We start from the raw sequence: 16,776 nt of genomic DNA, 5'->3' as shown, positions 1-16,776 counted from the left end.
TCCCTTTAATTATCTTATTTGTCAATTTCCTTAACTTAGTGTATGATTTTTAAAGAGATCTTTATACTAGAGGAGATAAAATATGGATGATAAAAAAATAATTGAAGATAAACAAATCAGTGAATTTGTAATTGGAGAAGTATCACAAGGATTTTTCTTAATTAGATCTGTAGAAAGTAGAACCGCTAGTAATAATAATAAATATTTAGATTTTACCTTAGCTGATAAAACCGGAGAAATCAATGCAAAACTATGGCATTGTACAGAAAAAGATGAAGCAAAATATATTGCAAATAAATTAGTTAAAGTTAGAGGAAATGTAACGCAGTGGCAAGGAAGGCTACAGTACATTATTGAAAAAGTTAGATTAACTACCGAAGATGATAATCTAAAAGTTGAAAACTTTGTTCCATCAGCGCCGTATCCTGCTGAAGAAATGTATAGTGAAGTATTAAAATATGTTGGATTAATAAAAAATTCAGAAATAAATATGTTAGTTAATATCCTTTTAGAGGAAAACAAAGACAGGTTAATTTATTATCCAGCAGCGCAAAAAAATCATCATTCTTATAGATCTGGACTGTTGTATCATATAACGAGTATGCTTAAGGTTGGAGAAGGTTTAAGTAAAGTTTATGAATTTATTAATCTAGATTTACTTTATGCCGGAATTATTCTCCATGATATTGCTAAGTTATTTGAGATGGATTCTAGTGAATTAGGAATAGTTTCAGATTACACGATGGAAGGTAATTTACTAGGCCATATTGTTCAAGGTATCAAAATGATTGAAAGGGTTGCATCAGAAATAGAAATGAATGAAGAAACAGCTATTTTACTCCAGCATATGATTCTTTCGCATCATAACGAGCCTGAGTTTGGAAGTCCTAAAAGACCCATGATCCCTGAGGCAGAATTATTACATCATATAGATACGATAGATGCTCGCATGTTTGATATGAAGAAAAACTTAGATAATATAAATGAAGGCGATTTTTCCGATCGTGTTTGGTTGTTACATAATAGAAAAATATATAAACCAAAAGTTTAAAGTTATTAGGGTAAGAAGTAATTGTTAATTAGTAACTTTTAATTATTAGAAATTACGCATATAATATAGCGGTGTAAACATTATGAAGGTGTTGCACCGTTTTTGTTTTGGGAGGGAAAGTTTAGTGCAGGTAACTAAAAGATTGTTTGTAAGTAGTATGGTTCTTTTAATTATCATCGTATTTACAAAAGAGTTTATAGATTTAAATTCTCTGGTGAATATAGAAATTGGTTTACTTGTTTTCATGTTAATAACCTGTTTATTACTAGCCAGAGGTATTTCATTATATTTAAGCCTACTTGGCTTAATGGTAGGGCATTATTTATGGTATAGATATGGAATGAGTTTTGATATTTGGTTTGATGCGATTACAAAAAACTTACCTTTAGCTATTTTATTTGTGGCAGCTCCAATTTTATCAATTCCTTTACGAGAAGGAGGTTACCTTAAAGCCTTTAATTATTATATCGGCAAAAATATCAAACATACTGAAAGGTTATTTGGAATTTTAAGTGGTTTTGTTTTTTCTTTAGGAGCAATAACTAACTTAGGATCAGTTCGTGTTACTCATGCCTTAATTGAAGATGTTAAGTTTCCAAAGAAATTCTTAGCGAATATTTATGCTGTCGGCTTTGCAGCTTGTATCACTTGGTCACCTTATTTTGGCTCCGTAAATTTAATTTTATATTATACTAATGTACCATTTACGGATTATCTTCTTTATGGATTCCTCTATGGAGTATGCTTATTAATTTTAGGAAATTTAGTATTTTCTCGTGATAAAAATTTAAAGCATCAAGTGCAGAGTATCCCGAAAAATGAGAATATCATTGAGGATGAAAATGATGGTAAAAGGGTACATAAATTAATGTTAAATTTAGTACTATTATTAGTTGAAGTCGTTATTGCTGAGAAGTTTTTCACCTTTAGCAATATGATGTTAATGGTAAGTTTTATCGCAGTTATTCATAGTATTATCTGGTCTTTATTAATTAAGAAAATACCTGAATTTTTAATAAGTATTAAAAGATACTCTAATGTTATTTTACAAGTAAAAAATGAAGTTATTTTCTTTATCAGTGCTGGGTTTTTTGGAGTAATAATGGCAAATACACCTATTAAAGATTTTATTTTTAACTTGTTTCAAAATATTTCAGGACTTTCAACGTTTGTTTTAATAGAATTTATAATTATTTTGACAGCTGTCTTTTCAAGTATCGGTATACATCAAGTAATTACCGTAACCACCTTAGGATTAGCCTTAGAACCAAGTTTATTAGGTTTTCATAACATTACCTTTGCTTTAACTTTAATAGGAGGCTGGCTAGCTGCCATGATATTTTCTCCGCTTGCACCTTTTAATATTGTGTTAAGTGGTTTACTGTCTGAAAATACATTTAAGATTTGTTTAAAACATAATATAATTTTTGGAATTGGATTAGTTCTAGTTTCAGGTATATATATCATGCTAGTTAATATGTGGTTAATGTAATCTTAAATTCAGGTAAAAACTCGGTTTTTTAGTTAAATCTAAAATTCCGAGTTTTAATTTTATAGGATACATTTTTAGTTTTAAAATGAGATTTTAGATTATATTTTTTAGTTATTTTTCTTTTCAAGATTAGTCAAATACATTATAATATTATTAGACATTTAGATAATTATCTAAATGTCTAATAATATAAAGGAGGTCGTATCTTGGCTGATGAAAGCAAAATATTTAAAGCACTATCGGATGCAAATCGTAGGAAGATATTACGAATATTAAGAGAAAATGATTTAACTGCTGGTGAAATAGCACAGGAGTTTAATATCTCTAAGCCTAGCATTAGTCATCATTTAAATATTCTTAAACAAGCTGATTTAATCTTAGATGATAGAAAAGGGCAGAATATTATCTATTCTCTTAACACGACTGTTTTTCAGGAATTATTAACTTTCTTTTTTGATATTCTTAATAAGGGGGATGAACAGTGAATAAATTTATCAAAAATGAATGGTTTTCAATTATGCTTTTAATTATTCCTTTTATCATTGGGATAATCCTATACCCATCTTTACCTGATCAAATGCCAACACATTGGAATTTTAAAGGAGAAGTGGATCAGTATAGCTCGAGAAATTTTGGGACATTTTTCTTTCCTGCTTTAAATGTTTTTATGTATTTAACCTTGCTTTTGGCTCCAAAGTTAGATCCTAAAAAAGAAAATTATGAAAAATTTGCTACGTCTTATAAGTTTATCAGAGTTACTTTATTAGTTTTTTTAGTTTTTATGTATATTCTGACCCTGTACGCTTCTTTAGGATATAAAGTAGACATGGGTTTATGGATTTCAGTGGGTGTTTCTTTGTTATTTATTGGTTTAGGAAATGTTTTAGGGCGAGTAAGACATAATTATTTCGTAGGAATTAGATTACCCTGGACACTTGCTAATGAAAAGGTCTGGAAAAAAACACATTATGTAGGCTCAAAGGCTATGGTAGCTGGCGGAGTATTTAGTTTGCTAGGAGTCATCCTAACAACTGATGTATATCGATTTATTTTTTTAATGGTAGGTATATTTGTGCCTTTAATATTTGTTAGTATATATTCATATGTATATTATAAAAAATTAAAAAACAATTAATTGTTTAATATAAATTTAAAACTAATTAAATTAGTGCAATTCTTGTACTTGATTTTTACTTTTTAAAATAAGGCTGGGACATTTGTTCCAAGCCTTATTTATTTAAATATACAGAAATATTTCACGATTTGTATTATACTAAAAGATATAAAACGTATATAAAAAGGTGATTAAAATGCTGGATAAAAAACTAAAAACAATACTTACAAAAATTGTAGGTCTTGAAAATATAATTACTAATAAATTAGCCCTTGAAACATATTCATATGATGCTTCTCCGTATCAAGGAGAGCCTATGGTGGTTTTATTTCCATCAACTACTGAAATGGTAGCAGAAATAGTTAAAGTAGCAGATAAATATGATATTCCTATTATGCCAAGAGGGGCAGGGACTTCAGTAAGTGGAGGGGCGGTACCTCCAAAGAGGAGTATCGTTTTGTCTTTTACTAGAATGAACAGAATATTAGATATAAACTCAATAGATAGAACTGCTTTAGTAGAAGTAGGTTTAACAAATAAACAATTGCAATTAGCAACTAAAAAGTATGATTTAATGTTTGCACCGGATCCAGCTAGTCAAAATATTTCTACAATAGGAGGAAATATAGCTGAAAATGCGGGAGGAATTAAAGGCGTTAAATATGGCTCAACGAGAGACCATGTTTTGGGATTAGAAGTCGTTTTACCAACAGGCGAAATAATTAAAACAGGGAATTTAAGTTCGGAAATATTGCCTGAAGTAGATTTAACTTATGTATTTTGTGGCTCCGAAGGAACCTTTGGAATCGTAACAAAAGCGTGTTTGTCCCTAAGTCGTTTAAATCCATCTGTGGAAACTATGACATCGACTTTTAATAGTATAGAAGATGCTGGTAATTGTGTTGCGCAAATAATAGCAAGTGGAGTAATCCCAACTACGATGGAGATCATGGACAATACTGTAATTAGGGCAGTAGAAGAACATGCTAAACTAGGTTTACCCAAAAAGGCAGCAGCTTTTTTATTAGTGGAAGTAGATGGTTTTCCTACAGAAACTAATTTTCAAGTGACGAGCATTATGCGTGCTTTTAAAGCAAATTTAGGCTATGACTATAAATTAGCTAAAGACGAGAAAGAAAGAGAAGAACTGTGGACAGCTAGGAGATCAGTTAATGGAGCGTTAGGTAAATTAAAACCTGCAAATATAAGTCACGATATAGTTGTACCAAGAGATAGAATAGCTACAATGCTTAAAAAAATAGCTCAAATAGGAGATGAATATCAAATCATTATTGGGCAAGTTGCTCATGCAGGTGATGGTAATTTACACCCATCACTTTATTATGATCATCGAATTCCTGAAGAAGTGTTAAAAGTAGAAAAAGCTTGTGATAAAATTATAAAAGAAACGTTTTATCAAGGTGGAAGTTTATCAGGGGAACATGGAATTGGCTTGGAGAAAAAGAAATATATGGTAGATGCATATTCAAAAACTAGTTTAAAATATATGAAAAAAATAAAAGATGCCTTTGATCCTAAAGGGTTATTAAACGCTGACAAAGTATTACCAGATGACATCTAAGGTAAGGGGGTAATAAAGTGGAAAACAACCAGCTCTATGAAATACTTACTAAAGCCATCGATGAAAAACATATATATTCTGAATTAACAGATTCATATAAAGCATTAGGCTCAGAATATAAACCAGAGTATATTGTGTATGCTCAAAATACTGAAGAAATTGCAAAGTTAGTAAAACTTGCCAATGAGCATGAATTTGCTATTTATCCAATTGGTAGTGGCTCTATGTTTGCAAAAGGTGTAGATAGGCTTCAAAAGGGAATAATTCTCTCTACGAAAGATTTAAACAAGGTAATGGAATATCGTCCTCATAACTTAAGTATAGAGGTCGAAGCGGGGATGACAACGAAAGATTTACAAGAATATTTAGAAAAGGATAACCTTTTTTATCCAATGGATACTGATGAAAACTCTACCATTGGAGGGCAAATAGCATCAAATAGATATGGTGAAAATAGATATATCTATAAAAGTGCTAGATTTTATGTACTAGGGCTTGAATTTGTTTCACCAGAAGGTGAAATTGTGCAGGTTGGAGGAAGAACAGTCAAAAATGTAACAGGATATGATATTAGCCAATTACTAGCAGGCTCATGGGGCAATTTTGGCATAATAACTAAAGCTACTTTAAAAATAAAACCTAGACCAGAAAAAAATTTAACTCTTACTTTTAATAGTTACGATCTTACAGAAATTAAGAAAATAGTAATTGCTCTCTTTCGAGAAAAAATAAGTTTAGCTACTATTAACATTTACAATAAAGAACAAAGATATTATCTAACGGTTAAGTTAGAAGGATTTTCTGAAACAATCAGGCATCAGGCAGAACTACTGCGCAGGAAATATGAGCTATATAAAATTACAGGAAACATAATTGATGCAAGTAGTTATAAAGGAATGATTGCATTATCTTTAGAAAACATCATAGAAGGAATTGAAGTATTAGAAAATTTAGCTACTAAATATCAAAAATATTTAAGTTTTAAAGGAAATTTAACAAATGGAATTATAGAGTTTGAGATAAGTAAAAGTCCAGAACGGTATTTGCAAAATTTAGCCACAATACTTAAATCTTTAGAAGGAACCTTAATATATGATGATAAAGTATTGGTTAAGCCAAGTAGGGGAACGGGTTATGGGATGCTACTACAAAGAATTAAAGATAAAGTAGATCCAAATTCAGTTTTAATACCACAAAGTAAAGCTTTAAGGGGTAACTTGCTATGAATAAAGATGAATTATTAGAAATGGTGATGAAATGTAATCGTTGTGGCTTTTGCCAAGAAGTATGCCCTACCTATAAAACATCAGGAAATGAATTTCAACTAGCTCGTGGCCGAAACAAATTAATTCGTATGACTTTAGAAGGTGTACTTAATCTTAAAGAAGAACCAGAATTAGAAAAGTATATAAATGAATGCTTATTATGTGGTGCTTGCGTAGAAAAATGCCCGGCAGGAGTAAATACTACTGAATTAATTGCTCAAATGAGAAATGAAACTACCAAAATAAAAGGGCTATCCCTAGCTAAAAGGGTATTACTAAAAAATGTATTTTCAGATAATAAGAAAACAGATAGAGTTATTAAATTAATGCGTTTTTATCAAACTAGTGGCACTCAAAGCGTTTTAACTTTAAGCGATAGATTTAAAAATCTTGATAGCAAACTCCCCGATATACCTAAAGAAAATGTGCGTTCAAGATTAAAAAAACTATTATATAGATCACTTGACCCTAAAGAAAAAGTTGGGTATTTTTTAGGATGCTCGGTAAATAATTTCTTTCCTAATGTTGCTATCTCAACAATCAAAGTATTACAAGAAAATGGTTATGAGGTATTAGTACCAGAGACAAAGTGTTGTGGTGCCCCTCATTTTAGTGCTGGAAACCAAGATGAATATATAAAATTAGCACAGGAAAATGTAGAAATACTTAGCTGTTTAGATACAGAAGTCATTATCATAGATTGTCAAACCTGTGGATCAATGCTTAGAGATTATAAAGAATTATTTAAAGATGATGAAACTTATAAAATAATGGCTAATAAAATTTATGACAAAATTATTGATATCAGCACTTTCTTATTAAAATATGGGTATAAAAAGGAAATGGGAAAGGTAACTAGAAGGGTGACCTATCATGACCCATGCCATGGCGTTAGATATTTAAAAGTGAAAAACGCACCTCGTAAAATATTAGAAAATATTCCTGGAATAGAATTTGTAGAAATGGATGAAGCTGATACTTGTTGTGGAGGAGCAGGATCTTATGGAATTTTCAATCCGGTAATCTCAAAAAACATTATTAATCGAAAAATAGATAATTTTCAAAAGACAGGAGCATCTATTATAGCTACATCTTGCCCAGCATGTACTATGCAATTACAATCAGGCTTAAAGTTAAATGAAATCCCTGGAGAAGTAAAACATCCCATAGAGTTATTAGCTTTAGCTTACGATAATAGATAAGGAGAATCTAAAGATGAAAATTGTTGATTTAAGAAGCGATACAGTAACGAAACCATCACTAGAAATGCGCCAGACAATTATGGAAGCAGAAGTAGGCGATGATGTCTATGGAGAAGACCCAACAATTAATAAATTAGAAGAAATGTCAGCTGAGCTTATGGGAAAAGAAGCAGCATTATTTGTACCTACAGGAACCATGGCAAATCAAATAGCAGTACTGGTGCACACTGAGAGAGGAGAAGAAATTATCCTCGAAGAAAGATCTCATATCTACAATTATGAAGTGGGTGGTATTGCTCTTTTAGCGGGAGTGCTACCTACACTTATTGCTGGAGAAAAGGCAAAAATTATGCCAGAACAATTAAAAAGAGCTATTAAAGCACCTGATATTCATGCCCCTAAGCAAACTTTACTGTGCTTAGAAAATACACATAATATGGCTGGTGGATTAGTTTCTACGGCAAATGAAATTTCAGAACTAGCTCAAATCGCTACGGAAAATGGTCTTAAAGTTCATTTAGATGGAGCTAGAATTTTTAATGCTGCAGCATATTTAAACACTTCGCCACAGGAAATCGTTAAAGATGTCGATTCTATGATGTTTTGTCTTTCTAAAGGACTCGGAGCACCGGTAGGAAGTATGTTAGTAGGTAGTAGGGAATTTATAACTGGTGCTAAAAGATACCGGAAAATGTTAGGTGGAGGAATGAGGCAAGCAGGAATTTTAGCAGCTGCTGGAATTTATGCCTTAGAAAATAATCGTAAAAGATTAGCTGAAGACCATAATAATGCTAAAATATTAGCAGAAGGTATAAATAAATTAAACGGATTAAAGATAGATTTAGAAACACTTCATACTAATATAGTAATGATAGATATCACTAAGCCTGAACTAGGGGCAGACGAATTAGTAACGGAATTAGAGAAAAATGGAGTATTAACAGGAAGTATTACTGATAAAAGAATTAGACTTGTGACCCATTTAGATATCACTACAGAAGATATCAATTATACCCTAGAAGTATTTAATAATATCATGAATTGAGGTAAGGTTATGGATTCTTTACAAGAAACCTGGGAAGTATTCTGGGAAATATACAATGACTCATTTCCTGAAGATGAAAAAAGAAATTTACAAGCACAAAAAAGGTTATTAGATAATCCGAAATATAAGATATTACCATATAAAGCAAAAAACGAAACTATTGGATTTTGTACAGTTTGGGAATTAGGCGATTTTTTATATGTAGAACATGCTGCTACCCATCAGAAAGTAAGGGGTAAGGGTCATGGTGAAAAAATGTACCAAGGGCTAATAAAAGAATATCCAACTAAAATTGTTCTCGAAGTAGAACCTCCCGACACAGAAATAGCAAAGAGAAGAATTAACTTTTATCAAAGATTAGGATTTAAATTAAATAGTTATGACTATGTCCAACCTGCCTATGATGAAAGTAAAAAACCAGTACCTTTAATGATAATGTCCTATCCAAATAACTTAGTAAAAGATGAATTTGTAGATGTTAGGGATACTTTATATGAACAGGTGCATGGGCTGAAATGAAAAAAGAATTTTTAGAATATATCGGACCAATTGGTGTATTAGAAAGAAATAAGTATCAGAAGTCATATAAACTTTTGTTACTACTTGGGATGTTGTATAACCTTGATGAACATGGCAGAGCAAACTACAGCGATGTCTTAAAGTGGATACAAAATTTTTTTCTGGAAAGAAAAGAGAATGGATTTATTTTAGAGGATAAAAGTTCAGTTTTAAGTAAAAATAATCAAAGTTTAGACATTAACAAATTAAAAAGTATGATTAATGATAATGCCTATAGTGTTATATCTAGCAAAGGATATATAGAAAAAACAATAACTGGAGAAAGCGAATTTGTACAATTTCCTAGCAAGTTATGGCAAGAAATAAATAATCAAGAAGATTTACAAAAAATAAAAGATATCTTACAGGATAAATTAAAGAGGTATTTTGAAATGTTAGAAAAGGAAAATATAGATGTTGAGGCAGAAGTAGATGAAACACAGGATGAAACTGAAGCAATAATTAGTAATATCCATGCTTATATCAAAGGAAAAGGTTATTTTTATACTTATGAGGATATTGCTAATTTTTATTTATCCTTAAAGACAAAACCGTTTGTTTTATTAGCAGGTTTATCAGGAACTGGAAAAAGTAAATTAGTTAAGCTTTTTGCTGAAGCAATTGGGGCAAATACAAGTAATAGGAGATTTAGTTTAATCCCTGTTAGACCCGATTGGTCTGATCCCTCTGATTTGTTAGGCTATAAAAATATCGATGGAAAGTATAATCCTGGACCGGTAATTAAAGTTATCAAAGAAGCTACTGAAAATCTTAATTATCCTTATTTTTTATGTTTAGATGAAATGAATTTGGCCAGAGTGGAATATTACTTTAGTGATATGTTATCAGTTATGGAGACCAGGGAACAAAAAGATACCATAGTAACTAACCAGCTTTTATCAGAAGACGTGTTTGGCGAAGATAGCGAAGCAAAAGATAAATATAAAGAATTATATCTACCAGAAAATTTATACATAATAGGCACAGTTAATATGGACGAAACCACATATTCTTTCAGTAAAAAGGTTCTAGATCGTGCTAATACTATTGAGTTTTCATGTGTAGATTTAGAATTTAATTTTGACGATGTAGCAGAAGATGAAGAAAAGGAAGAAATAATAATTACAAACAAGAGTTTAAAGTCTGAGTATTTAATATTAAAAGATTGTCTAGATGAAAGAAACATAGCTGAAAAGGCGATTGATCATTTAATTAATTTAAACAAAATCTTAGCTGAAAGAAATATGCAGTTTGGATATAGGGTTAGAGATGAAATAGTTTTTTATGTTATTTACTCTGTTAAAGAAAATATCTTTAAATTTAACAAAGCTCTTGATTTTAGTATTTTACAAAAGATTCTTCCTAAAATCCAAGGTAATGATATCGAGATAAAAAAGATTCTAGTTAATCTTTTTTCTTATGTTACAGATCAAACCTTAGAATATGACCTATATTCTAACGAAATAGCTGACAAAATGTACGCTTATTTAGCAAAAAACACTGAAGTAGTATTATTTAAAAAATCTGCTTACAAGATATGTGATATGACTAGGAGGTTAGAAAGTGATGGATTCACTACATTCTGGTAATCATATTTTAGTAAGCATAGAAACTGAATCTTTATATTTAACGTTGACAGGTAAATATAAAGATTATGGAAATACTGAAAATAAATTTCAAGTTTTTTGTCAAGATGAGTTTATGGAAAATTTTAAAATAAGTGAAGGACCTATTCTTTTTGAATATACGAATTATGAGTTAATAATTGAAAAGAAATTTATTGAGGATGAAATTGAATTCTACCATGAAAATATATTGTTACGTAATCAAATAAATTTTACTTCAAAAAGCAAAAGAGTGCTTTCAGGCATTATTAATTTTCAAGGTGATATAGGATTGACTGAACTAGTTATAATGCTAAATAAAAAACGAAATTTAGTATTATTACTAGAAGTTTTTCCTACTAAAATAGATTATAAAGATGATTACCAGCAAATCTTGCATGATGTAAATGAAGAAATCTATAATTTATCTTTTGATTTTTTAAAAAGAACATATCTACAAACAAGCTTAATAGAAAAAAATTCAAGTAGTCTAACTGAATTTTATAGCATTTTACAGTTGATTATTAATAATTTTATGCAAGCGTTAAAAATTATTAATAGTAATCCTCACCATAAATTAATTAAAAATGAGCAAGTACTTCCTTTTCATAAAACGAAGAAATATAGTTCTAAAACAACTAGATGGCTAGAGAAAAATCCGCAAAATGTAATGAGAAAAGGTGGCCATTATGTGGCAATTAAAGCTTTAGAAATAAGAAAAGAAAATACTGTAGATACGTATGAAAACCAATTTACAAAATATATGGTATTAGAGATTGCGGGTAGATTGAAAGAATTTAGAATAAAATATTTAAGTTTAAACAGAGAACAGGATGAATTAATTGTAAAGAGTATTGATAATATTATTAAAAGCCTAAATCGAATTATGTATAATGATACTTGGAAAAAAGTAAGCAAGTTTGCTCCAAAAGATTCATCATCCTTAGTTATCAAGATGGCACCAGGATATAAAGATATTTATAAATATTATTTAATGCTTAAAAAAGGTCTGAGACTACAAGGTGATATGTTTAATTTATCTATCAAAGATTTATCTGTGTTATATGAATATTGGTGCTTTATAAAAATAAATAGCATCTTAAAGAAAAAATATCAGCTTTTACAAACTGACTTAATAAAAATAAATAATAATGGTGTTTTTGTAACCTTAAAAAAAGGAAAGAATACTTCTGCTAAATATTTAAATCCCCAAAACGGAGAAGTCTTTACTGTTTCTTATAATCTGGGGATGGAATCAGTAACTGTAGGACAGAAACCTGATAATGTTTTTTCTCTAAAAAAAGCAAATAGTGATGTTAAATATAATTACATATTTGATGCAAAGTATAAGGTTGATTTTAAATATTCTATCTCAGGGGAGAAAAAATTAAATGGAGCTACTGGTCCTATGGAAGAAGATATTAATGCTATGCATAGATATCGAGATGCAATTATTCATACTAGTAAAAATACTGAAAATCAGATTAAGAGGGATATTTTTGGTGCATATGTTCTATTTCCATATAAAAATGAAACTGAATATAAAGAACATAAATTTTATAAAAGTATTAAGTCGGTAAATATAGGTGGTTTTCCCTTTTTACCTACTGCAACAAATTTAATGGAAGAATTTTTAGATGAACTTATTAAGGAATCATCCTATTCATCTTTTGAACGAAGTATTGAACAAATAGGTACAACTGAATATCTTAAACCTGAATATTATAAACAAAGAAATGTATTGCTAGGAACTTTGAGTAATGGAGAACAATTAACAATTAATCTTAATAATAATTTTTATCATACAAGGTTAAAAAATATTAATATGTATAAAAACAACTTAGAATATATCGCTATTTATCAATCAAAAAACTTGTTTAAAGACAGCGCAGGTATTAAATATTATGGTAAAATTAAAAATATAATAGTTTTACCGCGCAAAGAAATTAAAGAATTGCCCCAGCAAATAAAAAAAGCAGATAATTTATATGTTAAGTTTGAAGTTGAAAAGTGGGAAGTTTTACATAATCCTATTTTGATTAAAGGAAATAGTCTTAGAACAATTATGTATACAACCTATTACTTACTTAAGAATTGTGAATTTTCTGAAGAACTTTGCATAAAAGATGAGCTGGAATTCAGATTATGGATGGAATTAAAGCGTTGGTCACAAAAGGTGCAAGTTTCATTAGAAAAGGATAATTCAAATATTGCTAGTTTTAAAATAGATGATAAAATAGTTCACCTAGACGATAAAGAAATAGTACTTATCTATAAAAAGGATCAAATTAAAAAAATTTCACTACAAGAATTTTCAAGGACACCAGGAAAAATAATTAGAGATATTATTAGAACTTGATTAACCCTAACAAAGAAAACAACTAATTTTAATCTCCATTTTGGGCATAATAAATAAGTATCAGAAAAGGAGGTTATTTTAAATGGATCTTTTTCATAGTGGTATATTTGTAACCCCGAGGGAAGTTAAGGCAAATAAAGTTGTGAAATTAACTTATGAAGGTGAACTAGTTCAATCAGGAGCTGATGAAATTTATGTTCATTGTGGAGTTACAAATTATTCAGATAGTTGGGAAAATGTAAAAGATTATAAAATGAAAAGAAAAAATAACAGATTTTATTCTGATATAACTGTTCCAAATGGAAGCAAATTAAATCTATGTTTTAGGGATAGTGCTGATAATTGGGACAATAATAATGGAGCAAATTATAGTCTGGATTTGCAGTAGAAACTCAACTAGATTATTAAATTATATTTAATAATCTAGTTGTTTAAATCAAAGCTAATTCACAGGGGAGGTAGGAAAATGATCATTGAATATAAAAAGCTAGTCCGAGATAAAATTCCTCAAATAATTGAAAATGACGGTAAAAAGGTAGAAATATCAAAAATAATTGATGATGATTTTTTCCGTAAAATGTTAGTGGACAAACTTAAAGAAGAAGTAAATGAATATCTTGAATCTTTTGACCCTGAGGAATTAGCCGATATATTAGAGGTTATTTATGCTTTAGCAAATCAAGTACATAAGTTAAATATGGATGATATAGAAAAGATAAGACAAACAAAGGTATTAACTAGAGGCAGTTTTAAAGAAGGATTAGTATTAGAAAAGGTTTACTCGGTTGAGTAAGCCTTTTTATATAGAAACAAAACTGTAAATAAGAGTAAAATAACGTCTTATAAAGGTATTCGACAAAAACTGACAAATGATTTAAAATGATAAGGTTAAGCTTTTTAATTGATTAAATTTTCTTGAAAGGAGTGACCTAATGAAAAAGTTAAATATTTCTACTAAAATTTTCATTGGATTATTTCTGGGTGTTTTAGTTGGATTGGCTATACCGGAAAATATAACTAGTACTTTTATTGCACCTCTGGGATTATTGTTTTTGCGTTTAATAAAAATGATTATTGCGCCACTTGTATTTGCTACTTTAGTGATGGGAGCGTCTAGTGTAGGTGATATCAAAAAGTTAGGCAGAATGGGTGGAAAAACGTTTATTTATTATATGGCTACAACGGCAGTTGCTATAGTTATTGGTTTGACTTTAGCTAATATTATAGAGCCTGGTACTGGTCTAAAGTTAGCTGTTGATGCTAAGTTTGAAAGTCAAGAAATAGTTCCTATTATTGATGTCTTTTTAAATATTATACCGGAAAACCCTTTAAAGTCTCTTGTAGAAGGAAATATGCTTCAAATTATTTTCTTTGCCTTATGCGTAGGGATTAGTTTAACAGTTATTGGTGAAAAGGGTAAGGTTGTTAAAAGTTTTTTTGATGGTTTTTCCGAAGTGATGTTTAAAATTACTGATTTTGTAATGTCTTTAGCTCCTTATGGTGTATTTGGCCTTATAGCACCTATTGTGGCTCAATATGGTTATGATGTCTTAAAACCATTATTTTGGGTTATCCTTACTGTATACTTGGGCTCGATTATTCATGCTATTTTTGTTTATTCAATGGTAGTAAAGGTATCAGCTAAAATAAGTCCACTTGCATTTTTTAAAGCTATTTTACCTGCCCAATTGGTTGGCTTTTCAACGTGTAGTAGCTCAGGTACCTTACCTGCTTCAATGCAATGTGCGGAAGAAAATTTAGGCGTTTCTAATGAGGTATCAAGTTTTGTATTACCTTTAGGGGCTACGATAAACATGGATGGTACTTGTTTATATCTTGGCGTATGTGCTTTATTTATCGCACAAGTATATGGCGTGGATTTATCTTTGACTCAACAATTTACAATTGTATTAACAGGCACTTTAGCATCTATAGGCACTGCAGGAGTTCCAGGAGCGGGAGTAGTGATGCTTACGATGGTATTAACATCTGTGGGATTACCACTTGATGGAATAGCTCTGATAGCGGGTATAGACCGTATATTAGACATGGCACGTACAACTTTAAATATCACAGGTGATATTTCTGCAGCTGTTTTAGTAGGTGCTACAGAAAATGAAATTAACTATAATAAAGAACCTTTAAATGTATAAAGAAAGGTGGCTGTCTAGAATATTAGACAGTCACCTTTTGTGTTAATTTCTTGCTTTAAAACTTGCACAGTCTGTACATTCTATGCTTTTACCTTGACCGTGTTTTGTAACCATAATATTCTCTAAGCTACAAAGATTTGATGACTCGACGTGGAATTTACACTCACGTACAGAACACCCTATACTCTTATTACCTGACATTAAAATTCCCCCTTATCTGATTTAAGTTTGAAGTTTGCACAGTCAGTACCTTCGATAGAAGTGGCGTTTCCATTTTTAGTGATTTTGATATAACTAAGGCTACACTTATTATTTGAACCAAGATTAAAGGCACAATCACAAACATTACAATCAATGCTACTATTACCTCTACTCATTATTACACCTCCTCAAGTTATCACGACCTTATTTTGTGCTGTTTTCTAGTATTTTATTAAGGTAATTTTTGCAATAAAAAATTTTTAATAAAAAAACAAAAATATATTGGAATTTAAGACCTTTTTATGAATTGTTTTAATACACTATATTATTATGCAAAATTGTGAGGAGGATTAAAGTGTATAAAATATTATTACCGATTGATAGTGGAGGGTTATGCGCTTTACACTTGGAAAGTGTTAAAAATATAGCAAGTAAGTTTAAAGCAGAAATTTTGCTATTACATGTAATAGAATACGATTTTAATTCTTATACTGTTTCTCTGGAAGCAGGTGCAGTACCAAATGATGATTTTGATAAAGCTTATCAAGAGTTTATAGATGTACCAAAAGAGTTTTTAACAGATAATGGGATTAAGGTAGACGTTATTATAGAATTAGGAAAACCAGCTAATATAATCTTGGATAGATGTGAAAAAGAAAATTGTGATATGATCATGATGTGTACTCATGGGATGTCTTTACCTAAGAGATTCCTATTAGGAAGTGTAACTAATAAGGTAGTTCATCATGCGAAGGTACCAGTTTTAGTGTTAAGATAAATGGTGATTTGTTATTAATAAGTATAAATATATTAAAAAGGGTAATGGTAAATGATATTAAAAATAACTTAATAATAAAAGTTACTAGACTGATTATTCATTTTTTTGCAAAAATAGCTAGTATTTATCATTACCTTTAGTTATAATGGATAATAATTTAGATATTACAAAGTTTTGTAAGGAGGCACTTATATGAAAAAAATATTATTACCTATTGACCGTTCTACAACTAGTCAAAAGAGTTTTGGTATTGCAAAAGAATTTGCTGAAAAGTTAGGAGCCAAATTAGTTATTGTACAAGTTATTGAAATGCATCAAAAAATGCATAATGTAGGCTACGCAACAAAACTTTTACCAGATAGTGAATTTTTA

At 29.9% G+C, this 16,776-nt stretch carries 18 protein-coding genes; 16 read left to right on the top strand and 2 right to left on the bottom strand.

Going from position 1 to position 16,776, the window contains the following annotated elements:
* Nucleotides 1-82 precede the first annotated feature (82 nt).
* The 14 genes from B8965_RS01505 (at nt 83) to B8965_RS01440 (ending at nt 15,425) form a co-directional block, all read left to right on the top strand.
* Nucleotides 83-1,051, top strand: coding sequence for a 3'-5' exoribonuclease YhaM family protein (locus tag B8965_RS01505; RefSeq protein ID WP_143334187.1), 969 nt, complete (start codon nt 83-85; stop codon nt 1,049-1,051).
* 124 nt (nt 1,052-1,175) lie between these two features.
* The gene (locus tag B8965_RS01500; protein ID WP_084052103.1) at nt 1,176-2,543 is read left to right on the top strand and encodes a hypothetical protein; all 1,368 of its coding nucleotides are present in this window, start codon (nt 1,176-1,178) and stop codon (nt 2,541-2,543) included.
* A 206-nt stretch (nt 2,544-2,749) separates the two neighbouring features.
* Nucleotides 2,750-3,028, top strand: a complete 279-nt coding sequence (locus B8965_RS01495; protein ID WP_084052102.1) for an autorepressor SdpR family transcription factor — start codon at nt 2,750-2,752, stop codon at nt 3,026-3,028.
* Nucleotides 3,025-3,678, top strand: a complete 654-nt coding sequence (locus tag B8965_RS01490; protein WP_084052101.1) for an SdpI family protein — start codon at nt 3,025-3,027, stop codon at nt 3,676-3,678. Before B8965_RS01495 ends, B8965_RS01490 begins: the two co-directional genes overlap by 4 nt.
* Nucleotides 3,679-3,853: 175 nt before the next feature.
* Nucleotides 3,854-5,239, top strand: coding sequence for an FAD-binding oxidoreductase (locus B8965_RS01485; protein ID WP_084052100.1), 1,386 nt, complete (start codon nt 3,854-3,856; stop codon nt 5,237-5,239).
* Nucleotides 5,240-5,256: 17 nt separating this feature from the next.
* Nucleotides 5,257-6,465 carry an FAD-binding oxidoreductase gene (locus B8965_RS01480; RefSeq protein WP_084052099.1) on the top strand — a complete coding sequence of 403 codons (1,209 nt, stop codon included), beginning with the start codon at nt 5,257-5,259 and terminating at the stop codon, nt 6,463-6,465.
* A complete protein-coding gene (locus tag B8965_RS01475) occupies nt 6,462-7,706 on the top strand; it encodes a (Fe-S)-binding protein (protein WP_084052098.1) in 1,245 nt (414 codons plus the stop codon). The genes B8965_RS01480 and B8965_RS01475 overlap by 4 nt, the downstream gene beginning before the upstream one ends.
* 13 nt (nt 7,707-7,719) lie before the next feature.
* Entirely contained in the window at nt 7,720-8,751 is a 1,032-nt protein-coding gene (gene ltaE / locus B8965_RS01470) for a low-specificity L-threonine aldolase (RefSeq protein ID WP_084052097.1), read from the top strand.
* A 9-nt stretch (nt 8,752-8,760) separates the two neighbouring features.
* On the top strand, nt 8,761-9,270 hold the full coding sequence (locus tag B8965_RS01465; protein WP_084052096.1) for a GNAT family N-acetyltransferase: 510 nt from the start codon (nt 8,761-8,763) through the stop codon (nt 9,268-9,270).
* Nucleotides 9,267-10,898, top strand: a complete 1,632-nt coding sequence (locus tag B8965_RS01460; RefSeq protein WP_084052095.1) for an McrB family protein — start codon at nt 9,267-9,269, stop codon at nt 10,896-10,898. The genes B8965_RS01465 and B8965_RS01460 overlap by 4 nt, the downstream gene beginning before the upstream one ends.
* On the top strand, nt 10,876-13,272 hold the full coding sequence (locus B8965_RS01455; protein ID WP_084052094.1) for a DUF2357 domain-containing protein: 2,397 nt from the start codon (nt 10,876-10,878) through the stop codon (nt 13,270-13,272). The genes B8965_RS01460 and B8965_RS01455 overlap by 23 nt, the downstream gene beginning before the upstream one ends.
* 82 nt (nt 13,273-13,354) lie before the next feature.
* Nucleotides 13,355-13,660, top strand: coding sequence for a carbohydrate-binding protein (locus tag B8965_RS01450; protein ID WP_084052093.1), 306 nt, complete (start codon nt 13,355-13,357; stop codon nt 13,658-13,660).
* A 78-nt stretch (nt 13,661-13,738) separates the two neighbouring features.
* Complete coding sequence (locus tag B8965_RS01445) at nt 13,739-14,065, top strand: nucleoside triphosphate pyrophosphohydrolase (RefSeq protein ID WP_084052092.1); 327 nt, start codon at nt 13,739-13,741, stop codon at nt 14,063-14,065.
* Between the two features lie 139 nt (nt 14,066-14,204).
* The gene (locus tag B8965_RS01440) at nt 14,205-15,425 is read left to right on the top strand and encodes a dicarboxylate/amino acid:cation symporter (protein WP_084052091.1); all 1,221 of its coding nucleotides are present in this window, start codon (nt 14,205-14,207) and stop codon (nt 15,423-15,425) included.
* A 42-nt stretch (nt 15,426-15,467) separates the two neighbouring features.
* On the opposite strand, the gene B8965_RS01435 is transcribed toward B8965_RS01440, so the two are convergent.
* Both B8965_RS01435 and B8965_RS01430 read right to left on the bottom strand, forming a co-directional pair.
* Entirely contained in the window at nt 15,468-15,626 is a 159-nt protein-coding gene (locus B8965_RS01435) for a DUF1540 domain-containing protein (protein WP_084052090.1), read from the bottom strand.
* Nucleotides 15,626-15,802 carry a DUF1540 domain-containing protein gene (locus B8965_RS01430; RefSeq protein ID WP_084052089.1) on the bottom strand — a complete coding sequence of 59 codons (177 nt, stop codon included), beginning with the start codon at nt 15,800-15,802 and terminating at the stop codon, nt 15,626-15,628. The genes B8965_RS01435 and B8965_RS01430 overlap by 1 nt, the downstream gene beginning before the upstream one ends.
* A gap of 179 nt (nt 15,803-15,981) precedes the next feature.
* On the opposite strand from B8965_RS01430, the gene B8965_RS01425 reads away from it, so the two are divergent.
* Nucleotides 15,982-16,404, top strand: a complete 423-nt coding sequence (locus B8965_RS01425) for a universal stress protein (protein WP_159446236.1) — start codon at nt 15,982-15,984, stop codon at nt 16,402-16,404.
* Nucleotides 16,405-16,596: 192 nt separating this feature from the next.
* Nucleotides 16,597-16,776 (top strand): universal stress protein (locus B8965_RS01420; RefSeq protein ID WP_159446237.1); only part of this gene is annotated, 180 nt, incomplete at its 3' end.

Origin of the sequence: Desulfonispora thiosulfatigenes DSM 11270, from assembly GCF_900176035.1 — a bacterium.
Taxonomy (GTDB): Bacteria; Bacillota; Peptococcia; order Peptococcales; family Desulfonisporaceae; genus Desulfonispora; species Desulfonispora thiosulfatigenes.
Note: the sequence above shows the minus strand (reverse complement) of the source record. Positions and strands in the feature narration are given on the sequence as shown.